The following is a 23,203-nucleotide window of genomic DNA, read 5'->3' as shown; positions in this document are numbered from 1 at the left end:
ATTAATTTTTTGGTATTTCTAAATAAAAAGTTGAACCTACATTTGGGATACTTTTGGCCCATGCCTTGCCCTGCATCCTTTGCATTGCTTTACTTACTAGCGCTAAGCCAATACCTGTACCAGGAAAGTCTTCGGATCTTTGTAGGCGTTGAAAGATATTAAAAATTTTATGATGATATTGCATGTCAAAACCAATTCCGTTATCATTTACACTAATAATCCACGATGACTCTGTCTCTTCAATCTCTATTTTAATGGTAGGATTGTCTTTTTCTTTAGTAAACTTGATGGCATTTTCAATAAGATTTCGAATCGCAATAATTACACCCTTCTTATCTGCAAAAATTTCAATATCCTCAATTTTATTATCTATTTTAAAATATCCAGCTTCTAATTCTAACGTATAAATTGACAGAACAGATTCAATCAAATCTTTTATTTTTATTTTTGCAATCTGCAATTGGCTTCTTTCCAAACGAGAGTAATCTAAAAGATCATCAATAATTTGATTCATCTGTAGTGTAGAAGTTCGAATGTTTTTTATAAATGTTTGTGATTCCTCATTTAAGTCAGGTTTGTAAGTGTCCAAAAGTAATTTGCTATAGCCATCAATACCACGCAAAGGAGCTTTTAGATCATGAGAAACTGAATAGCTAAAAGTTTCTAATTCTTTATTTATAGCTTCAAGTTGTGCTGTACGCTTCTTAACTTTTAATTCAAGTTCAGAATTTAATTTTATAATTTCTTGTTCTGCATTTTTCCTTTCTGAAATATCATGAATAATACCAAGATACATCTTTCTTCCATTAAGCTCAATAACGCTTGCAGACAAAGAAAAAACACTTATTTCCCCAGATTTTTTAATTAACTGCGTTTCTTTTTCGTTTATGTGTTCATTGTTTTTCAAAAGATTAATGAATTTAACACGATCTTCAGGATTAACCCACAAAGGATGTTCGATAGCATTAAGTGTTAGAAACTCTTCTTTTGTATATCCAAGGGTTGAAAATATACGATCATTCACATCAATAATTTGACCTTCTAACGTACTAAGTGTAACTAAAAAAGGACTTAATTGAAATGATTTCTTAAATTTTTCTTCAGATACTTTAAGAGCTTCTTCTACTTGTTTTCGTTCGGTAATATCATAGACAATTGTAAGACATGTTTTTATTCCATCAAGTTCAATAATACAAGCCGACCAAGAAAAAACACCTATTTCTCCAGATTTTTTATGAAATAGAACTTCCCTAGCACTTACGTACTCATCTCTTTTTAAAAGGTCAACAAATTTTTGACGCTCCTTTATGTCAACCCATAAAGGATTATCAATAGCATTACGTGCTATAAACTCATCCCTAGTATACCCAAGCGTCTCATAAATACGATCATTCACTTCAATAACTTGGCCTTCATACGTGCTAAGTGTTATTAAAAAGGGACTTAATTGAAACGATTTCTTAAATTTTTCTTCCGATAATTTAAGAGCTTCTTCTACTAGTTTTCGTGCAGTAATATCAATGCTTATACCAGATGCTCCTATAATTATATGGTCTTCAATAATAGGATTTAATGTAGTTTGAAAATATTGAACTTCATTATTTATTTCAAATGTAAATTCAAAAGTATCACTCTCTCCTTTAAAAACAGATTCAAATTTTGGTACCCAAAAATTCGTTTCCTCCTCAGTAAGGTTTTCAATTAAGCTCATGCCTTTTTTTAACTGAATATTGTATTTATTATTTATAAATTTTTCAAAAGTGTTATTGAAAATAATATAGTTAAAATCACGATCAATAGAATAGATTGAATCTTGTCTATTATCAATCATAGATCTTAAATTAGCTACTGTTTCCTTAAGGTCTTGTTCTGCTTGTTTAAGTTTAGTTATATCTCTTGTTATAGTAAGAATGTGTTGTTCATTATTTATTTTAAACAGTCCAGCTGACAAAAGGCCATCAATAACATTGCCGTTTTTAAGAATAAATCTTGCTTTCATGTTTTCAACATATCCATTTTCATTTAATAAAGAAAGCATACGATTTCTGTCTTCAGGGTTATGCCATATATTTATTTCGATAGAGGTTTTTCCAATAATTTCTTCTCGAGTATATCCTGATTTTTGCAAGAAATTTTCATTAACATCTATATATTTTTTATCTTCAATATTAGAAATAGTAACAAAATCTGGACTTGTAAGGAATATTTGTTTAAATTTTTCTTCACTTTCTTTTAAAGATTCACTTGCTATTGTTTGTTCAGTTATATTATGAGAATTATACAATATATATTGGCATTTACCTTCGTCATTTAATATAGAACTTATAGTTACTTCAGAAGTATATGTTTTTCCAAAAACTTCAATACTTTCATTAAATTTCAATGATTTTCCGGTTTTTGCAACTTCTTTATATTTAGCAATTGTAATGTCATAGTAGTGATCACCTAAACCTAAAACTTCATTTAATACATTTACTGGTTTTCCAATTATGGCATCAAGATCTAGAGTAATTCCATAAAGTTTTGCTGTTTCTATATAAGGTTTGTTAATTGTATCTACTATAAAATCACCTTTGTTATCAAAATTTAATAATAATTGAAGATCATTGTGATTATTAAATATAACCGAAAGTATTTTCTCTCTTTCTTGTATTCTTTTTTTAGCTTGCTTAATATTCGTTATATCTCTTGTTATGGCAAAAAGATGTGGTGCATCATTTATTAATAGTACGGAGGCAGATATTAGACCATTTATAATTCGACCATTAGGTAAAAAAAGTTTTACTTCTAAATTTTCAACTTTTCCAAATTCCTCTATTTCTGCGTACAAATGAACCTTGTCATCTTCATCAATAGAAATATTTAATTCATCAGCTGTTTTTCCAATTATCTCTTCACGAGAATATCCAGTAACATTTAAATAATTGTCATTAACATTAACATAGATTCCGTCTTTTATTAAAGTTAGGGTTACAAAATCTGGACTTGTAAGGAAAATTTGTTTGAATTTTATTTCGCTTTCTATTAAAGCATTATTTACTATTGTTTGTTCGGTTATATTATGAGAATTATAAAGTACATATTGACATTTTCCATTCTCATTCATTATTGGGCTTAGGGTTATTTCAGAATTATAGATATGTCCTGAAATACTAATAGTTTCGCTAAAACTTATTGATTTTTCCTTTCTTATTACTTCATTATATGTTGCAATAGATTTATCATAATATTCATTACTTAAACCAATAGTTTGAAATAAATTATGAATCGATTTGCCTATTATTTCGTCATTATCAAGTGTAATACCAAATTTAGAAGCTGTTATATTGAAAGGATTATTTATAGCTTCAACAAGAAATTCCTTTTCATTTGTTATATTTATTAACAACTGAAGATCTGTATGGTTATTAAAAATAACAGAAAGTAATTTCTCTCTTTCTAATAAGGCTTTTTCTGCAAGTTTACGTTGCGTAACATCTCTAATTATATTTAAAAATTGTCCTTCGCTAATCTTTTTAATACTTAATTCAGCATCAATATAGTTACCGTCTTTTCTACGCAATCGATATTGTGTATATATTGTATTTCCTTGTAGTAGAATTTCTAAGGCATTAGCATAATCTTTGTTTTTCAAATCATCGCTGTGGATAATATCATTTGCATTTAACAAAATCAACTCTTCTTTACTGTAATTTAGTATTTCGCAAATCTTGTTATTGAGTTCTAAAATATTACTTTGTTCATTCACTACAAAAATACCATCAGCTGAATCTTCAAACAAACTTTTATATTTGTTTTCACTTTTTGTTAGCGCTTCTTTTATTTTTTTCATTTCAGAAATGTCTGTAGAAACCCCAACTATGGCTTGAACCTGACCCATATCATTATAAAGAGGAAACTTCTGTGAAATATAAATATGCGTACCATCAGCTTCTATATTTTCTTCTTCAATGATTATAGGTTGCTTTAATTGTATAACCTTAAGATCATTAGCACGATGTTGATCCGCTATTACTTTCGGCATAATATCCAATCGATTTTTTCCAACTATTTCCGATTTTTGTACCCTAAGTTTTTTTTCAAATTCTTTATTTACAAGTTTAAGCTTTCCTTCGATATCTGCAACATAGATTAACGCTGGACTGTTATCAATAATGTTTTCAAAAAAATGACTTCTACTAATTAAAGCTTCAATGGATTCATTATGACTCATTTTTTCAAAAGCCATTTCAATACTAAAATGCAAGGTTTCATTTAAAAAGCAAATAGAATCTTTAATTTTTTCTAAAGAAACTACAGGTAAAAGTTCTATAGCATCAACATAAGCTTTAACATTAAATCCATAGTGCTTTGCTTCCTTAGTTAAAAAAGTAACATCAGGTTGCTGTTCCAAAAAAGGTCCAGAAAATAGATTTGCAAAATGGATTCCATCAAACATAATTGGAAGAGCTATTTCACACAATCCATTTGGATTTTTAAAAATATAAAACGCTTTATTTTCACTAAAATCAATTGTGCTATTATTAAACCAGTCTGAAGTTTCTGGGTTGCTCGAATAAAATTGAGTAGTAAGTTTTCTCCATTCAAATTGAGACACAACAGCACCATCAATATCTAAAATCGCTGTTGATAATCCCGTTGTGCTATTAAACCCTTTTAGTAGAGAATCTATTTTTTTTAAATCTAATAATTCTAGATTTTTAATCTTCATAAAATAAAACTTAATTATCTTTTAAAATTAAGCTTTATTACTACAATTACAACTAATGTTTTGAATTATAATTTTATTTCACCCTTAATTTAACATTTTCACCTCATTTATAATAAACATTTTGCCTTTTAATCTAAAAAAAACTAGTTTCAGCTTATAAAAGTATAATAATGAATTTCTTTACAAGAAAACCCTTCAAGAAAACAATCAAAACTTCATGCAAAATATAGGAATATAGATGACATAGCTTAAACGAATTTTCGAAAATTATTTTAAATTAAAAATTTTATAATTTCTAAATTAGTGTTCCAATAGCTCGCAACCCACAACCGTCAGATCGAGTGATTTTGTGCAATGCAATGGAACAAAATTATATCGAGAACCGTTAATTTAAAAACTATTTCCTACTTAGCAAATAATTCATTTAAAAGACATTTAACCTTATAATTTCAAAATATCAGTAGGTGTTTCAACTAAAACAGTAGCCTCACCTCGCAAAGCTATGGGCTGTTTCATAAGTTCTGGATTATGTTGTATCATTTTTATCCAATCGTTTGTAGAATAATTGTGCTGCTCAAAATCTGCCTTATAAGCTGGTAGCTCTTGGTTTACAAGGTCAGCTACTTCCATCTTTAATCGGTGAGCAAGCTCTACTATTTGAGTCCCTGTTAGTGGTGTTTTTAGAATATCAACTTCTAAAACGGGTACACCTTCAGCTTTAGCATACGCCAAAGTTTGTTTTGCTATTACGCATTTAGAATCGTAAAACAATGTTATTTGTCTGTTTGATGTGGCAATTTCTCCCATAATTTGTAATTAGTCTCAAAGTTAGTTATCATATCTAAAATTCTCTCAGCAGTCTGTATAAACCTTTTATAAGAATAATAATAGAAATTTTAATAGAGTACTAAGGTACTAAATTTAGCTTACAAGCTAACTACAAAGAAAAGTTTACAAAGTTTTTTCCAATTTCTCAAATAGTGTTCGAAATAAAATCTGCGTGCCAAAACCTCTACACAAAACAAGAAGAACACAGATGACACAGATTAAACGGATTTTCACAGATTTTTTTAAAATTATAAAGATTTCTCCAATTTTTAAAATCAGTGTTCCAAAAAACTCATAATTCATAACTCATAACTCACAATTCACAATTAAAGTAAACCGTGTTCCAAATAAAATCCGCGATAATCAGCGTTTGACGAAGTCAATCCGTCTCATCCGTGTTCCAGAAACCAACACGCAAAAATTTTAGGAACACAGATGACACAGATTAAACGGATTTACACAGATTTTTTAAAAATTATAAAGATTTCTCCAATTTTTAAAATCGGTGTTCCAAAAATTCACAATTCATAACTCACAATTCATAATTAAAACAATCAGTCTTCCAGAAAAAAAACACTAATCACTAATCACTAATCACAAAACACCGTAATGATATAACTTAATACTATTGTTATGTAACTTAAATCGTTGTTCGCTAGCCTAGATTTGTCCTGTGATGATTACGAAATTTCACAAAAACCTATAAATATGAAAATTAAAAATCTATTCCCAACATTTGCACTTGCATTCGTTGTTTTGTTCACCGCTTGTTCAAATGATGATGAAACGCAGACCAGCCCTGCACCGACTGTGGTTTTAACAAATCCCACAAACAGTCAGAGTAACGTGGCTCGAAACAAAGTAATTACAGTAAACTTTAGCAAATCAATGGAAGCATCAACCATTAACGCTTCATCATTTACAGTAAAACAAGGAACTGTTTCTGTACTCGGAACTGTTTCTTATTCAGGAACTACGGCAACGTTTATTCCTGTAACAGTACTTGCAGCTCAAACACAGTATACAGCTACAATCACTACAGAAGCAAAAGATTCTGAAGGAAAAGCACTTGCAGCTGACATGCAATGGAGTTTTACAACTAGTTCAGATGCAGCAGGTTTATCAGCAGTTGCTTTAGGTGCAGCAGGAAATTATGCAATTCTAGCAAAAACGGCAATCAACAACGTTCCAACGTCTAACATTACTGGAAATCTTGGGTTAAGTCCAGCAGCGACATCGTATATTACTGGATTCTCTTTAACAGATTTTACAGGATATGCAACTTCTGCACAAATTACCGGAAAGGTATATGCTGCCGATATGGTTTCACCAACCTCTACAAATTTAACTACAGCAGTTGAAAATATGATAACGGCATACAATAATGCAGCCGGACGTCTTTTTCCAGATCATGTTGAATTAGGAGCAGGTAATATTGGGGGTACAACACTAAGTGCTGGACTTTACAAATGGTCAAGTACTGTAACAATCCCAACAAACGTAACCCTAACAGGAACAGCTGATGATGTATGGATTTTCCAAATTGCAGGAGATTTAAACATGAGTTCGGCAGTAAACGTAACGTTACAAGGAGGTGCAAAAGCATCTAACATTTTCTGGCAAGTTGCTGGAGAAACAACAATCGGAACTTCATCGCATTTTGAAGGAGTAATCTTGTCAATGACAGGCATTACTTTTCAAACGGGTGCTACTTTCAACGGAAGAGCTTTAGCGCAAACTGCTGTTATTTTAGATGGAAATACAGTGGTACAACCACAATAAACAGTTAGCAATAACTACTAATAAAAAGAGGTGTTCTTAATTGAGCACCTCTTTTTTATGTTTTATAAAACCATTAAAACTTTTTTTAATCAAATAATTAACAAAATCCGCGATAATCAGTATTCCAAAACCTAAAACAAAAATTAGGAACACAGATGACAAGATTAAACGGATTTCCTCAGATTTTTTAAAAATTATAAAGATTTCCCTAATTTCTAAAATCAGTGTTCCAAAAAAAATACGCTAAATTAGGAACACAGATGACACAGATTAAACGGATTTCCACAGATTTAAAAAAAAATATAAAGATTTCTCAAATTTCTTTAATCAGTGTTCCAAAAACTTATAATTCATAACTCACAATTCATAATTAAAAACAATCAGTGTTCCAAAACATTATGCTAAATTAGGAACACAGATGACACAAATTAAACGGATTTCCACAGATTTCTCTAAAGAACTTAATCATTTGGTTAGTGGTGTTTAATTTTTCTTCTAAATTCAATTAATAGCATCTATTTGTTTAATAATTTCTTCTCCATTTTTTTTGAATTCTTGTATTTCTTGTACATAAATTTTATAGGCCATATAATAGCTGGTAATTCTATTTTTTTCTAAGGGGTTATTCATCATAAAATCAATTACTCCCTTTGTTTCTTTATGAAGTAAAAAAGAGGAAAACCAAGCTGATTTTTTGTGTTCATTCAAGTTATATACAAATTCTCTCATGATTTCTATTGCTGCAATGTTAATTTCAATCAAATGTTTATTGTAAAATAGATTGATTTTTGACGTAAGATTTTGGTTGCCAATTCGCATATCATTTGACTGATTTTTGAGTAATTCGAAACCACGTTGATTGATGGCAAAATCTTTATAACCGTCCAAAACGGATAAGTATTCAGGATGCTTTTGTAAATCTTCTTTTGTTAGATTTCCGTTTAAAACAGCCTCGAAAGCGGGTTTTCTTATCTTTTCATAATCATCGACAAAGGCATCTATTTCAACAATATCAGTAGCAATATCTTCTTTTATGATTTGATAAATACCTTGTAATGTTTCATTTTGCTTTCTATGTTCATTCCAATTATTAATTTGAAGCGCAATCAAAATTCCAATAACCACAAGCACAATTTCGCCAATGGCATATTTCAAATACTTTCCCGTTTTTCTTTCAGAAAGCATGTTTTTTCGAATTTTTCTAAAGAATTTTATCATATCTATTGCCCTTCAGACGGGTAACTATTAAGTTAAAATAATGTAGGCTAATGATTAAAGGTTGAGGCAGTTGTGTAAATTTACACTTAATTTTTTATATACAAAGCTTGTTTATAATTTTTGGAGAGAATTTAAATGAGCATTCCTCCAATTTTTTAAATTAGTGTTCCAAATAACTCACAATTCATAACTCATAATTCACAATTCATAATTAAAACAATCAGTATTCCAAAACCTAAAACAAAAATTAGGAACACAGATGACACAGATTAAACGGATTTTCACTGATTCTTTAAAAATTACAAAGATTTCTCCAATTTCTCAAATCTGCGTTCCAAGTAACTCACAATTCATAACTCATAATTCATAACTCACAATTCATAATTAAAACAATCAGTGTTCCAAAACTTTAAGCAAAATTAGGAACACAGATGACAAAGATTAAACGGATTTTCACAGATTTTTAGAATTATAAAGATTTCTCAAATTTCTTCAATCAGTGTTCCAAAAAACTCACAACTCACAATTCTCAACCCTTACCTTTTCTTTTCTATTAAGTAGCAAAACTAAGCCCAATGCAAAAAGTACACAGCTCAACAACATCAAATTGCCATTCTTTAAAACAAAAAAGGAAACGCCAACTGCAGGTGCACCAACAATTACCATTAAAGCTGGTAAAGTATAAGTTTTAATAAAATTGGACGCATACAAAGCCAATCCTAGAAAAAGTAAAGAAGGACCAATAATAATAAAAGGATATAAAATAGAAGGTGTATTACTAATATGAACAGCCAATGCTTCTTTGCTAACTTCATCAGCTCCAAAGCTCCACATGATAAAATCTATAGTGCAAAGACCAACATGGGCTATAACTCCCAAAAACAAAACAAAAGAAGCAATTGAATTTAAAGTATTCTTTGGAAAAACTTTAGTAAACGAAAGCAACAACACTGCTCCTATCAAATTAAACCAATGCGCAAAATCTATAGGTTTTTGGAAATAAGAAAAAGCCTCACCTTGAGAAAACAAAATATAGCTACTTACAAAAAAGAACAAGCCAAGCAAACAAAGACTTTTAGGTTTCATCGAATATTATTTATATAAAAGTAAACTTATTATTTAATTTTCAAATTTTAAAGATTTTACCAATTTCTTTAATCCGCGCTCTAAAAACCAACACGAAAAAAAGTTAGGAACACAGATGACACAGATCAAACGGATTTCCACAGATTTAAAAAATTATAAAGATTTCCCCAATTTTTCAATCCGTGTTCCAAATAAAAATCGTTTAAATCCTTTTAAATCTGCGTGCAAAAAGCCTTCACACAAAACAAAAGAACACAGATAACACAGATTAAACGGATTTACACAGATTGCTTTAAAAATTATAAAGATTTCTCAAATTTCTCAAATCCGTGTTTCAAAAAACTCATAACTCATAACTCACAATTCATAACTAAAAAAGTTTTTCCAATTCTTTACAAAATGATTTTAGCCCTTTTATTTTTAGTTCCAATTTAGTTTGCTCCAGTACACTATACTTCTTACTCTCATTTTCTGCTTTTCTTTTCAGAACATTGATGTAATCTTGCGAAGGTCTATCCTCTACTCTAACTTGAGTTTCTAAAATGTGAACCAATTTAATTTGTTTTTCACTTTTTTGAAATCTTATTTTGCATTGCTTTAGTTTTCGTTCTAAAACTTGCTGTTTATATTGATTCTCCAAAAGTTCATTTTTGACTGTTACTTTAAGTAACTCATCTTCCTTTAATTTTTTAGTAGAAATGGATGCAACAGGCTTTTGTTGTTCTTGAACTAAATTATAAAGCGTTATCAATTGAAGCTTGATGGTTTCAGGCAAGTCTCGTTGTCCTATTTCAAACATGCCTAAAATGCTTTTGGGTATTTTAAGTAATTGTGCCGCTTCTTCTTGTGTTAATCCAAGGGCTTCTCTGTATTGACTTGCATTTTTCATACTATACTAGCAAATTGTGATTTTATATTTAAAAACGAAGATTTAATCACAATATTGTGATTGTTTTTATATAAATTAAAATTTGGACACAACTTGTCCGTAAATATTATTTTGTAAAAATGTAGGTTAAGTCTGTTGTGTTAATTTACATTTAATTTTTTATATAAAAGCTAACTTTAAATTCAAGACTAAAACCCCAATTTTTGCAAATCTATTATGGCAGTAGTACTTTTATTTATTCCAATTTTAATGTTTTACTAGTTTCCGTATAAAATTCTCCAACGCATAATTCTGAATTGTCTAATTCTGGTGAAATCATTGAAGTTGTAATTATTATTTGATGTCTAATTTCACTTTCAGATGAAATTTTTACAATTTCATTTTGAAAACTTTGACTTCTAATTGCTTCCATTCCTTTATCTTCAATATTATCACATAAAATAAATCTTGGATATCTAAAAAATTCTTTACCTAATGAAGCAAAGAAAATAGCAAAACGGACACTATTTTTTAAATACACGTTAGAACTTTCTGAAAAATTATTTTCGTTGTCTAATGAAAAAGTATTTTTTTCAAAATCTAATTCAATATTTGTTCCCGTTTGAAATTCAGGTTGTCTTCCTAAATCACTGTGTAAAAGTCTTAAAGCGAAACTTTGAATTAAATCGAAAGCACTTTGTAATCTTTTAAATTGTTCTGCTTCTTTGTAATTAATATTTGATCGTAAAGAATCAATTTTAATTTTGAGACCAATAAGTTCTTTTCTAATAACTTCAATTTGTTCTAAAGCCTTTAATTGTTTAATTAAGTAATCATTTTTTGACCTTAATTCTCCTTTTTTTATTAAAAGTTCATCTAGTTCTTGATTTCTAGTTGTATTCACATTTGTTAAAGCTTCATTAAGTTCACGTTGAAAAGCTCTTACTTTTAGTTCAAGAGTTGGAAAACTTGTTTTAAGTTCTAATAATGTATGTTCTTTCTCTAAAAATAATTTTTTCGATTCTCTAATTTGATTATCGATTTCTTGTTGCATTCTTTTTATTTGCGATGAGCCTTTGTCTTCCGGTAATTGTTGTTTACACAATGCGCAATGGTTTTCTTGGATTACTTTATCGAGCGCTGAAAGACAATTTGGACAATGATTCATTTTAACATCAACAAAAGTTTCACGAGTTAATAAAGAGTCAGAAAGAGCGTAAGCTCTTTTTTCAAGACTTTTTATAAAATCTGCGGAATCAATTAATTCAAATTCATATTCGCTTATTTTGTTTTGCAATAAAGAAAGACTATTTCTAGCGGATAAAAGATTTGTTTTGATAGTAACTATTTTTAAATCTCTTTCTTGATTAATATCATTATTTTGAGTTTTTTCAGAATCAACCTTTACAAGATAATTTTCAATACTTGACAATTTATTGATGTTTTCCTCTATTAATGCATTGATAATGTTTGGATTCAATTCGTTATCGCTTGATTTAAAAATCTGTTCAATTCCTTCAAATTGTTTTTTCTTAACATCAAAATCTTTTTCAGATTCTCTTAATAAAATTTTATCTGAATACAACGAATCATCATAAACACCAAATAATAAATCTGCAATTGTTTTTCTTGTAATTGCTGAATCGAATGAATCCGTCATTAATAAGTCTAATGTTAGACTTTTTTGGTCGATGTATAATAATCTCAAAATTTGATGCATAGTTATATTGCTATCAACATCGCCTCTTAATTCAGGAAAACCGAGAGAAAGAAACAATGCATTTGAGAAACTTTTTTTATTATCACTTCTACGATAGGGAAATATTTGCCAACCTTCGCTATTTGATTTTTTGGCTTCTTCATAAGTTCCCCAAAAGATTGACATTGGTTGATTTCCAGACACAGAAACCGTTCTTTTTATAGTTATTGGTTCTGTATTTATAACTACTTCAGCGTAAACATCACCACATAAAATAGCTGATTTTGTCCATTTTTTAAAATCACCACCAAGTACAAAAAAAATAAAATTACCTATTGTTGATTTACCAGCACTATTATGACCTCTAATAATGTTAACACCATCGTGAAAAAGTTCGTCATATGCTTTTTTACCAGTTAAAGTAAAAATCACAAGTCGATTTAATTTAAGGAAAGGATTATATTGCGTCATACTTAAATTCAATTAGATTTGTTCTGACTTTTAATCCTAAATGACCAAAAAGATTCATTGATGCTAAAGGACCAGTTATCAAAGTTATTAGATTTGGATTTTCTTCATTTGCTTGATTAATTCTAATTGAAAGTTTTTCAGAAAGAATTAAATCTGTTCTTTTAATTATTCCGTTTTTAAATTCATTAGCATCAAATAATCCATATGAGATTAATGCTTTAATTGCTAAAATCTGTATATTTTCCATTTTAAAAAATAGACGTTTTCTATCAATTATACGCTCATAATTATTACTTTCAGCCTTTATGTATTTTTCATATTTCTTGAATCCTTGAAAACTCCTAATTTCTAAAAGTTCTGTAGGAAATGCCAAATAGAAATCTAGAATTCTTAATTTATCTACCTCAAGATTTTCTTCTGTCTTTTCAGTTATTTGTAAGATTCTAAACATTGTATGATATATGTCGTAAGCTTGATTGTATATTAACATACTAATTCCATTTTATATGACAGTTTCCAGTTAAAAAATAAATCATTCCATTTATTTCATCATCATAAATTCTTAGTAAGTTATTACCAAGTATATCTTCTAATGGTTTAATTATGTATTCGGTTACGAGTTGATTTATGAACTCTTCAGAAAGTCCTTCATAAATTCTTGGATAAATATTTGTTTGAAAACTTGAATAAACTTTTGCTAGTAAAAAAGCATAGATTAATTGAGCAGTTTCTGAATGTTCATTTTTCAAAAGTTTTTTTGCGAATTTTTCTTTTGAAGTTTCTGCAAAATGTAAATAATTAATTCTATTTCCATTCTCTAACTTTTTTTCTAAACCAATAAAACCATTGTCGTCAGCATTTGATTTAAAATGCAAAAGTTCATCTACAATTTCGCTAAAAATTGTAGATTCATTTTTTTCTTTTTCAAGTCTTTCATATAATTTTTCAAGTTGAGATTGTCCACCAAAAGTAATCCGACCTATGTTATAAGTTGATTTATTTATATCACGACCAGCTAAATCACCATTTTCAATGATATTGTCAGATTGGGTAACTTCATTTAGATTTTCATTATCCAACATAGAATTATTTATTTATATCTCTTCCAGACATATCTCCGCCAACACGATTTCCTTTTTGATTGACTTTGTTAGTGTTTTTCTTTTTTGAACTTTTTTTGATGTTAATTGTAGCTGTAATTCCTACAAATACAGCTATTAAAGCTAAAATTATTACTTTCAAATTTTCTGTTATAAATTCCATAATCCTTTATTTTACGCGTTTCAGAGTATTACTGTCAACTTGTATATATGAATGACAAATCAGATAAAGTCATCCATTTTTGGATAGATTGGTTTGATAAACGTCATACTTTTCTAAATCCAAATATATAACTTTTAACTTACAAATACATTTGCACTTAATTTATTTTCAACAAATATGCACAAGTAATTTTAATAATCCTTACGGTTTCCCGCAATGGTCTCATTTTTTTTTTTAACAAATCAAATCTAAACAAAAAAACAACCACAAAAAAACAGGAAAAACACCCTATTTTTTATGATTGTTTATTTTTTAAGATATTCGGATATTCAGATAATAGATTTTCGGAAGATAGCAGTAAACTTACAACCTACAACTTACAACTAATAAGAAATCAAAGCCAACAACTCCTCCTCAAAACGAACCTTAGGCAAATACTGATCCTCAATAGCCTTCACAAACGGAATAGGACTATCTAAACTCGCTACACGTTTCACAGGAGCATCTAACGATTCAAAACAGTTTTCCATTAATAAAGCTGAAATATCACTGGCAATTCCACCAAACATAGTGTCTTCTTGCAAAATAATACACTTACCAGTCTTTTTAACCGACTTAAATATAGTTTCGGTATCTAAAGGTTGTAAACTTCTTAAATCAATTACATCAGCCTTAATTTCAGGATGTTTGTCTAAAGTAGCTAAAGCCCAATGCACACCTGCTCCAAAAGAGATAACCGTTACATCAGTTCCTTCACGAAGCATAGCTGCTTTTCCAAAAGGAATCGTATAATAATCTTTAGGCACATCTTGCGTAATGCTTCTATACAATTGTTTGTGTTCAAAATACAATACAGGATTAGGATCATTAATCGCTGTGTTCAATAAGCCTTTAGCATCATAAGGAAATGCTGGATAAACCACCTTTAAACCTGGTGTTTTAGTAAACCAAGCTTCATTAGTCTGCGAATGAAAAGGTCCAGCCTGAGTACCACCACCACAAGGCATACGCACTACTACATCTGATTTTTCATTCCAACGGTAATGTTGTTTAGCCAATAAATTCACAATAGGATTAAAGCCTGAAGATACAAAATCAGCAAACTGCATTTCCATAATCGCTTTATAACCATTAATAGACAATCCATTAGCTGCAGAAACTACAGCACTTTCACAAATAGGAGTATTACGAACTCTTTCTTTTCCAAAAGCTTCTACAAAACCATCTGTTATTTTAAAAGCACCACCATATTCAGCAATGTCTTGTCCCATAATCACCAAGTTAGGATGACGTTCCATAGACTCTCTCATACTGGATGATATAGCATCAATAAATCGAATATTCTCTGTTGCTTCACTTGGGCTAAACTCCTCAAAATCATAAGGTTTAAATACATCATTTAACTCTTCACTTAACACGGCCGTGAAGTCGGGTTCAGCTTGTGTTTTTGCCCAATGTTCATCAATTTCAGCTTTAATTTCAGCCTTAAAAAAGGCATCATCATCTTCATTTAAAGCAGCTATTCCAAGTAAATATTCTTTAAAATTAGCAATAGGATCTTTAACAGCCCACATATCCATCAACTCTTGTGGTACGTATTTAGTACCACTAGCCTCTTCATGACCACGCATTCTAAAAGTTTTAAACTCCAACAACACAGGTCTTGGATTATCAACCATAGATGCTTTTAAGGCTGCAATCTTAGTATAAACTTCTAATATATTATTTCCATCAATAATGTGACTTTCCATTCCGTAACCAATACCTTTATCAGCTAAGTTCTCACAACGATATTGCTCGTTTGTAGGTGTCGAAAGTCCGTATCCATTGTTTTCTATGACAAAAAGAACAGGTAATTCCCATACAGCAGCAATGTTTAAGGCTTCATGAAAGTCTCCTTCAGAAGTTGCTCCTTCTCCAGTAAATACTGCGGTTACTTTTCCGTTCTTTTTTAGTTTGTTCGCTAAAGCGATTCCGTCAGCTACACCCATTTGTGGTCCAAGGTGAGAAATCATTCCAATAATCTTGAATTCTTGTGTTCCAAAGTGAAAACTTCTGTCTCTTCCTTTCGTAAATCCAGACTTTTTACCTTGCCATTGTGAGAATAATCGGTGCAAAGGAATATCTCTTCCTGTAAAAACACCTAAATTTCGGTGCATGGGTAAAATATATTCATCTTGGTCTAAAGCTGCCGTAATTCCCACTGAAATAGCCTCTTGCCCTATTCCAGAAAACCATTTAGATACTTTCCCTTGACGCAAAAGAATCAACATCTTTTCTTCTATAAGCCTAGGTTTTAGTAGCTTTTTGTATAAATCAACTAAAGTTGCATTGGATAACTCTTTTCTATCGAAATTCATTGTAAAATGTATTTGTTTTTAAAACATCAAAAGTAATAAAAATAACAGATTTGACTCAAAATGTTATATTTTTATTTTAAATAATTATAACAATTATTAATAGTTCAAAATTATTCTTACTTTTGTTTTAGATAGATACTTAAGTCTATTGTAAGTTAGTAACAATAAAGAAATACAATGCAAAAAATTCCTAGTGTTGACTTACGTGATTTCCTGTCGGATGATCCGGCACGTAAACAAAAATTTGTAAATGAAATCGGAAAAGCCTACGAAGAAATTGGATTCGTAGCATTAAAAGGTCATTTTTTAGATGACAAATTAGTAGAGGGTTTATATGGTGAAGTGCGAAACTTCTTCACATTACCTCTAGAAACAAAAGCTAAATATGAAATCCCAGGTATTGGAGGCCAACGTGGTTATGTTTCCTTCGGGAAAGAGCACGCAAAAGGGCGTTCTGCTGGAGATTTAAAAGAGTTTTGGCACTTTGGGCAATATGTAGAAAAAGATTCTAAATATGCTCATGAATATCCAGACAACGTAGAAGTAACTGAATTACCTAATTTTAATAAAACAGGTAAAGAAGCTTATCAAATGTTAGAAAAAACGGGTATCTATGTACTAAGAGCCTTAGCCATATACATTGGTTTAGACGAGTTCTATTTTGATAAATACATCAAAGACGGAAACTCTATCTTAAGACCAATCCATTACCCACCTATAACTGATGAACCAAAAGACGGTGCCGTAAGAGCAGCCGCTCATGGGGACATCAACTTGATTACTCTATTAATGGGTGCTCAAGGAAAAGGGCTTCAAGTTCAAAACCATAACGGTGATTGGATTGACGCCATGGCAGAACCAGATGAGTTAATGATAAACGTAGGTGATATGTTATCAAGACACACCAACAACAAATTAAAATCAACCATTCATCAAGTAGTAAACCCAGCAAGAGAAAACTGGGGTAACTCAAGATACTCTATCCCATTCTTCATGCACCCAGTAAGCGACATGAAGCTAGATGTGTTAGCAGATTGCATCGATGCTAATAATCCTAAAAAGTACGAAGACATCACAGCTGGTGAATTCCTACACGAAAGATTAGTAGAATTAGGATTGATTAAGAAATAAACTTATTAAGATTACTATAGAAAATTCCAAATTCCAATTGTTTTGGGGTTTGGTTTTTTTGTTTTGATTATCATTAATAAAGATTTTGGAACACAGATTGAAGAAATTAGAGAAATTTTAAAAATCTCTTTGCAATGCTAAAAAACACTATAAATTAAATTATTTAGATTTCTTGAATTTCTTAAATCTGTGTTCCTTTTAATTTAAATCAAAAATGAAAATATTCCCTCATCAAGAATTAACAAAAAACATTATTGGAGTATATTATGATGTTTATAATGAGTTAGGCTATGGTTTTCTTGAAAAAGTATATCATAAAGCTATGCTTATAGAATTACACAAAAGAGGGTATGTTATAGAATCTGAAAAAAAGTTAAATGTTTATTATAAAAATGAAATTGTTGGAGAATATGTACCCGATATAATTATTAATGAATCTGTAATAGTTGAATTAAAATGTGTGGAATATTTAATTGAAACACACGAAAACCAGCTACTAAACTATCTAAAAGCAACAAAATGTGAAGTTGGATTAATCTTAAATTTCGGAAAAGATCCACAGTTCATAAGAAAAATATTCACAAACGATTTAAAGAAACACAAGTAAAAATTATTTAGATTTCTCTAATTTCTTCAATCTGTGTTCCAAAAATTATTAAACATTGATAAACAACATTATGACTCATAGATTTTATTAATTTCTCTGATTTCTTAAATCTGTGTTCCAAAAAAAATAAAAATGAACCTAGAAGACCAATTAAAAAAACTATTCCCAGACCACGAAGTTTCTAACGAACCAGAAACCGTTGAGGAAAAAGAACACGAATTATTCGTTCAAAAAGAACCAATGATTTGCAAATACGAAAAACGAAAAGGAAAAGCAACAACCATAATATCAGGCTATGAAGGAGAAGACGAAGACTTTAAACTACTAGCCAAAGAAATAAAAAACAAATTCGCAGTAGGTGGAAGTTTTAAAGAAGGAGAAATCATCATACAAGGTGACTATCGAGATAAAATAATGAAGTTCCTTCAAGAAAAAGGATTCAAAACAAAACGAGTCGGAGGTTAAGAAAGTGTTCAGTGTTCAGTGTTCAGTGTTCAGTGTTCAGTGTTCAGTGTTCAGTAAAATATACACAAACCCTTTTAAACTCATAAACTCTTAACCTTTTAACCACAATTAAACAGTTAAACAATTCAACAGTTAAACATATAAAAAATGATCCAATCATCAGAATTAATACTAAATCCAGACGGTAGCGTTTACCATTTGAATTTAAAACCAGAAAACATTGCACACGACATCATCTTTGTAGGAGATCAAAATCGTGTAGAGAAAATAACAAAACATTTTGATTCTATTGAGTTTTCAACACAAAAAAGAGAATTCAAAACCCAAACTGGTATCTATAAAGGCAAAAGAATGTCAGTCATGTCAACCGGAATTGGTCCAGACAACATAGATATCGTAATGAACGAACTAGATGCATTAGTAAATATCGATTTAGAAACTCGAAAGCCCAAACAAAACCTAACATCGTTAAACATTGTTCGTATTGGAACTTCAGGTTCTTTGCAAGCAGATATACCTTGTGACAGCTTTGTATTAAGCGAATACGGATTAGGGTTAGACAACATGCTTCGCTCCTATTTAATTGATGCTATTTCAGAAATTGAAATAGAAGACGCTTTCATAGCACATACTAATTGGGATGCCCGAAAAGGACGTCCTTACGTTATCAAAGGAAGTGAAAAACTAGAGAAACGATTAGAAAGTGATAAGATATTCAAAGGTTTCACAGGAACAGCTGGAGGATTTTATGGTCCACAGGGAAGAGTCTTGCGTTTAGAAATTCAAGACAATGACTTGAACAGAAAAATGGATAGCTTCAACTACAAAGGAACCAAAATGACCAACCTAGAAATGGAAACAGGTGCTATTTATGGTTTAGGAAAGCTATTAGGACACGAATGTTTATCCTTAAATGCTATTATAGCCAACAGAGCAACAGGAAACTTTAGTGAAGATCCATACAAAGCTGTGGATGAATTAATTGCTTATGCATTAGATAAATTAGCGGAGTAAAAAAAGGAACACAGATTTAAGAAATTAGAATAATTTTAAAAATTTCTCAGATTTTTTAAATCCGTGTTCCCAAAAATTATAACAATGGAAAAATCTTCTAAGAACTTACTCAAGTCTGATAAAGACCAACAAATAAAACTTCAAAGAATTGTACAACAGGCTATTGATGAAGAAAAATTGATGGTGGAAAACCTTTTGCATCAGCCTGAAGAAGTGATGAGTAAAGGACAAAAAATCTCAGACAAAGTAGCCAGTTTTGGTGGAAGTTGGAAGTTTATTATTCTGTTTGCCATTGTTTTATTTATTTGGATTTTATTCAATTCCTTAGCCTTAACAAATACTTTTAAATTTGATCCTTATCCTTATATTTTAATGAACTTGATTTTGTCTTGTATAGCAGCTTTACAAGCGCCAATCATCATGATGAGTCAAAATCGTCAAGAAGAAAAAGATAGAAAACGCAGTGAAAACGACTATTTAATTAACTTGAAAGCCGAATTGGAATTAAGAAGTTTACATCAAAAAGTAGATTTATTGTTAGAAGAACAAATTCAGATGTTAATAAAAAGTCAAGCTGAACAAATGGAAATACTTAAAAAACTGCAAAAGCATTCAATTCCTAAATAATGAAACTCAGAGTTGCAAGACATACCAACGATTTAGATAAAATTAAAACATTTTACACCACTGTTTTGGGTTTTGAAGTCTTAGGTAGTTTTGAAAATCATGATTCTTATGATGGATTATTTTTAGGCAAACCCAATTTAGATTGGCATTTAGAGTTTACAAAATCAGATGAAATAATAGAATTCAATTATAATGAAGATGATATTTTAGTGTTTTATCCAGAAACAAAAGATAAATTTGATTCACTTATTCAAAACATTCAAAAACAAAATATTACATTTATAAAAGCTAAAAACCCATATTGGAATGAAAATGGCAAAATGATTTTAGATCCTGATGGTTATCAAATAGTAATTTCAAATATAAAAATAGAAAGAACACAGATTTAAAAAATCAGAGAAATTTTTAAAATTATTCTAATTTCTTAAATCTGTGTTCCAAAATAATATAAAATGGATTTAATACTAGAAACAGAACGATTACTACTAAGAGAAATGCGTCATGAAGATGCAGAAGCTTTATTTGATATGGATTCTAATCCAAATGTTCATACTTATTTATGGCAAAAACCATATACAAATATCGATGATATTCACACGTATATTGAAATGGTTCGAAAGCAATATGATAAAAACAATATTGGTCGATTCGCTACAATAATCAAAGCAACAAACGAATTAATAGGCTGGACAGGAATAAAATACATTGACGATCATGTTGAAAACGGAAAAACAAATTTCTATGATTATGGCTATCGTTTAAACGAAAAATTCTGGAACAAAGGTTATGCAACTGAAGCTTCAAAAGCTTGGTTAGACTATGGTTTCAACCAAATGAACATTAAAGAAATGAATGCATATACTCATTTTGACAATGGAGCATCAAATCATGTTTTACAAAAAGTAGGGTTTAATTTCATGGAAGATTATCCAGATGAACATGGTGCGATTTGGAAATGGTGGCAAATGTTAAATAGTTAGCAATTTATTGCTGAATTGCCGTTCGGCTTCAGCCAACGGTTTACTAAAATTAATAAAAGTAATTATGAAAAAAACAATATTGTATTTCAGTTGTATCTTTTTCTTTATTAATTGTAGTGAAGATGAAGATATAATTATTCCCGTTGAAACTAGAAATTTCTACATGGGTGTAACTCCTTGGCCTGGTAATTTTAATTTTGCAGATTTAGATATTGCCTATGATTTTATCAACAACCATTGCGATATTGTTTCCCATCATTTTGATGAAGGTATTCCTTACGAAGAAGCCTTTAACAATCAAGCAATGCCAACCGAATTGCAACAACAAGTATTATTTAGAAATACAAAAACTAACGATGATAAAAAAGTATTATTGAGTGTTTCTGCTTTAAATTTAGATAGAAATCAACGAGCAAATTATTATAATACTTCAACAGTTTCGGCAAACATTCAACAACAATGGATGAATAAAGAGTTTAATGACCCAACAGTTATTACTGCTTACATCAACTATTTAAACTACTTAATTGCTGGTTTTCAGCCAGATTATATAAATTTTGGTGTAGAAAGTAATGTTGACACTTTTGATGCTGCTGAGTTTTTAAAGTATAAAGATTTCTTAAGTCAAGTTTATGCTTCCTTAAAAAATTCTCATCCTACAATTCCATTATTTATTAGCTTTATAGTCAATAATTCTAATCAAGGTTTCCAATATGCTACTCAATTATTACCATACACAGATTATATTGGTATTAGTGCTTATCCATTTACAGCTTTAAACGGAAGTTTAACCGGAGAAACAAATCCTAACACAATCACAGCTAATTATTTTGAAAAATATATAAATATGGCTAACAAACCTTTTTGCTTTTCAGAAACAGCCTATATTGCTGAGGATTTAGTGGTTCCATTTTATGGTTTAAATAAACAAGGAACTCAAGAATGGCAGAAAGCTTATTTACAAAAAGTCCTTGATTTATGTCAAAACCACAATGCTGAGTTTTTAATATGGTTTTGTTCTAAAGATTATGATGAAGGAAATATATATTTACAACAACAAGGATTATATTTTGATTTACTCGCTATTTGGCAAGACACTGGTTTAATTGACCAAGATGGAAATCAACGTCTTTCTTATGGATTATGGGAAAATTGGTATTTAAAAACTAAAAATTAACATCACTTTTATTTTCTCAATACCATTTAAACTTTTAACCTTTTAAACTATTAACCATTACATGAAAACAATAAAAATAGCAGGAGTTCCAGAACATTTCAATTTACCATGGCACATGTGTATTGAAAATGGAGAATTTGAAGAAGTTGGGATAAATCTTGAATGGACAGATGTTCCAGAAGGAACAGGTAAAATGTGTCAAATGCTTCGTGATGGTGAAACAGACATAGCTGTAATTTTAACAGAAGGAATTGTAAAAGACATTAATGCTGGTAATGATTGTAAAATTGTCCAAGTTTATGTGCAAAGTCCGTTAATTTGGGGAATTCATGTAGATGCAAAGTCAAACTTTAAAGAATTAATCGATTTAAAAGACAAAAAAACTGCTATATCACGTTTGGGTTCAGGTTCGCATTTAATGAGTATTGTGAATGCTAACAATCAAAGCTGGGACACTTCTACTCTACAGTTTGAAATCGTAAATACAATTGATGGCGCAGTTGAAGCTTTATCATCTGGAAAAGCAGATTATTTTATGTGGGAACGATTCATGACAAAACCATTAGTTGATAAGGGAACTTTTAGAAGAATTGCAGATTGTCCAACTCCTTGGCCTTGCTTTGTGATTGCTGTAAGAAATGAAGTTTTAAAGAAACATCCTAACACAATTGCTCAAATTCTGGAGATTATCAACATGACTACAGCAGAATTTAAAATGATTCCGAGTATTGATAGAACTTTAGCTTCAAAATACAATCAAAAAATAGAAGATATTCAAGAATGGTTGACCTTAACACAATGGTCTCAAAGGAATTTAGACGAAAAAATGTTAAACAAAATTCAAAATCAACTATTTGACCTAAATATTATTGATAAAAAAGGTACTTTTGCTGAAATTGTAAAAGCCTTATAGCTT

General features: G+C 30.0%; 20 protein-coding genes. 10 read left to right on the top strand and 10 right to left on the bottom strand.

Annotated features, from left to right (window positions below; genetic code table 11):
- Position 1 precedes the first annotated feature (1 nt).
- Together AAC008_RS00325 and AAC008_RS00320 are read right to left on the bottom strand one after the other, a co-directional pair.
- Positions 2 to 4,711 (bottom strand): PAS domain S-box protein, encoded by a 4,710-nt coding sequence (locus tag AAC008_RS00325; protein WP_339886727.1) that lies wholly within the window; start codon positions 4,709 to 4,711, stop codon positions 2 to 4.
- A 441-nt stretch (positions 4,712 to 5,152) separates the two neighbouring features.
- On the bottom strand, positions 5,153 to 5,518 hold the full coding sequence (locus AAC008_RS00320) for a hypothetical protein (RefSeq protein ID WP_339886726.1): 366 nt from the start codon (positions 5,516 to 5,518) through the stop codon (positions 5,153 to 5,155).
- 729 nt (positions 5,519 to 6,247) lie between these two features.
- Between AAC008_RS00320 and AAC008_RS00315 the strand changes: the two genes are divergently transcribed.
- Positions 6,248 to 7,321: an ice-binding family protein gene (locus AAC008_RS00315; RefSeq protein WP_339886723.1), complete on the top strand. Its 1,074-nt coding sequence runs from the start codon at positions 6,248 to 6,250 to the stop codon at positions 7,319 to 7,321.
- 501 nt (positions 7,322 to 7,822) lie between these two features.
- Here the strand turns inward: AAC008_RS00315 and AAC008_RS00310 are convergent.
- The 8 genes from AAC008_RS00310 to AAC008_RS00275 all read right to left on the bottom strand — a co-directional run bounded on the left by AAC008_RS00310 (position 7,823) and on the right by AAC008_RS00275 (position 16,286).
- On the bottom strand, positions 7,823 to 8,539 hold the full coding sequence (locus tag AAC008_RS00310) for a DUF6090 family protein (protein WP_339886722.1): 717 nt from the start codon (positions 8,537 to 8,539) through the stop codon (positions 7,823 to 7,825).
- Between the two features lie 513 nt (positions 8,540 to 9,052).
- Positions 9,053 to 9,625 (bottom strand): hypothetical protein, encoded by a 573-nt coding sequence (locus AAC008_RS00305; RefSeq protein ID WP_339886720.1) that lies wholly within the window; start codon positions 9,623 to 9,625, stop codon positions 9,053 to 9,055.
- Positions 9,626 to 9,995: 370 nt separating this feature from the next.
- Positions 9,996 to 10,514, bottom strand: coding sequence for a helix-turn-helix transcriptional regulator (locus tag AAC008_RS00300; protein ID WP_339886719.1), 519 nt, complete (start codon positions 10,512 to 10,514; stop codon positions 9,996 to 9,998).
- Positions 10,515 to 10,749: 235 nt separating this feature from the next.
- The gene (locus AAC008_RS00295; RefSeq protein WP_339886718.1) at positions 10,750 to 12,663 is read right to left on the bottom strand and encodes a hypothetical protein; all 1,914 of its coding nucleotides are present in this window, start codon (positions 12,661 to 12,663) and stop codon (positions 10,750 to 10,752) included.
- Positions 12,650 to 13,153: an ABC-three component system middle component 5 gene (locus tag AAC008_RS00290; RefSeq protein WP_339886717.1), complete on the bottom strand. Its 504-nt coding sequence runs from the start codon at positions 13,151 to 13,153 to the stop codon at positions 12,650 to 12,652. The genes AAC008_RS00295 and AAC008_RS00290 overlap by 14 nt, the downstream gene beginning before the upstream one ends.
- A 1-nt stretch (position 13,154) precedes the next feature.
- A complete protein-coding gene (locus AAC008_RS00285; protein ID WP_339886715.1) occupies positions 13,155 to 13,745 on the bottom strand; it encodes an ABC-three component system protein in 591 nt (196 codons plus the stop codon).
- Positions 13,746 to 13,749: 4 nt separating this feature from the next.
- Positions 13,750 to 13,926 (bottom strand): hypothetical protein, encoded by a 177-nt coding sequence (locus AAC008_RS00280; RefSeq protein WP_339886714.1) that lies wholly within the window; start codon positions 13,924 to 13,926, stop codon positions 13,750 to 13,752.
- A gap of 383 nt (positions 13,927 to 14,309) precedes the next feature.
- Positions 14,310 to 16,286 carry a dehydrogenase E1 component subunit alpha/beta gene (locus AAC008_RS00275; protein WP_339886713.1) on the bottom strand — a complete coding sequence of 659 codons (1,977 nt, stop codon included), beginning with the start codon at positions 16,284 to 16,286 and terminating at the stop codon, positions 14,310 to 14,312.
- Positions 16,287 to 16,463: 177 nt separating this feature from the next.
- Between AAC008_RS00275 and AAC008_RS00270 the strand changes: the two genes are divergently transcribed.
- The 9 genes from AAC008_RS00270 to AAC008_RS00230 all read left to right on the top strand — a co-directional run bounded on the left by AAC008_RS00270 (position 16,464) and on the right by AAC008_RS00230 (position 23,200).
- Positions 16,464 to 17,417 carry a 2-oxoglutarate and iron-dependent oxygenase domain-containing protein gene (locus AAC008_RS00270; RefSeq protein WP_339886711.1) on the top strand — a complete coding sequence of 318 codons (954 nt, stop codon included), beginning with the start codon at positions 16,464 to 16,466 and terminating at the stop codon, positions 17,415 to 17,417.
- 214 nt (positions 17,418 to 17,631) lie between these two features.
- Entirely contained in the window at positions 17,632 to 18,024 is a 393-nt protein-coding gene (locus AAC008_RS00265; protein WP_339886710.1) for a GxxExxY protein, read from the top strand.
- Positions 18,025 to 18,156: 132 nt separating this feature from the next.
- Positions 18,157 to 18,489, top strand: a complete 333-nt coding sequence (locus tag AAC008_RS00260) for a translation initiation factor (RefSeq protein WP_339886709.1) — start codon at positions 18,157 to 18,159, stop codon at positions 18,487 to 18,489.
- Between the two features lie 147 nt (positions 18,490 to 18,636).
- Positions 18,637 to 19,503 carry a nucleoside phosphorylase gene (locus tag AAC008_RS00255; RefSeq protein ID WP_339886708.1) on the top strand — a complete coding sequence of 289 codons (867 nt, stop codon included), beginning with the start codon at positions 18,637 to 18,639 and terminating at the stop codon, positions 19,501 to 19,503.
- A gap of 84 nt (positions 19,504 to 19,587) precedes the next feature.
- The gene (locus AAC008_RS00250; protein ID WP_339886707.1) at positions 19,588 to 20,130 is read left to right on the top strand and encodes a DUF1003 domain-containing protein; all 543 of its coding nucleotides are present in this window, start codon (positions 19,588 to 19,590) and stop codon (positions 20,128 to 20,130) included.
- Entirely contained in the window at positions 20,130 to 20,519 is a 390-nt protein-coding gene (locus tag AAC008_RS00245) for a VOC family protein (protein ID WP_339886706.1), read from the top strand. Before AAC008_RS00250 ends, AAC008_RS00245 begins: the two co-directional genes overlap by 1 nt.
- A 63-nt stretch (positions 20,520 to 20,582) precedes the next feature.
- Entirely contained in the window at positions 20,583 to 21,110 is a 528-nt protein-coding gene (locus AAC008_RS00240) for a GNAT family N-acetyltransferase (protein ID WP_339886705.1), read from the top strand.
- A 64-nt stretch (positions 21,111 to 21,174) separates the two neighbouring features.
- A complete protein-coding gene (locus AAC008_RS00235) occupies positions 21,175 to 22,287 on the top strand; it encodes a hypothetical protein (protein ID WP_339886704.1) in 1,113 nt (370 codons plus the stop codon).
- Between the two features lie 61 nt (positions 22,288 to 22,348).
- On the top strand, positions 22,349 to 23,200 hold the full coding sequence (locus AAC008_RS00230; RefSeq protein WP_339886702.1) for a substrate-binding domain-containing protein: 852 nt from the start codon (positions 22,349 to 22,351) through the stop codon (positions 23,198 to 23,200).
- Positions 23,201 to 23,203 lie beyond the last annotated feature (3 nt).

The sequence above is a fragment of the uncultured Flavobacterium sp. genome (assembly GCF_963975515.1).
GTDB lineage: Bacteria > Bacteroidota > Bacteroidia > Flavobacteriales > Flavobacteriaceae > Flavobacterium.
Note: the sequence above shows the minus strand (reverse complement) of the source record. Positions and strands in the feature narration are given on the sequence as shown.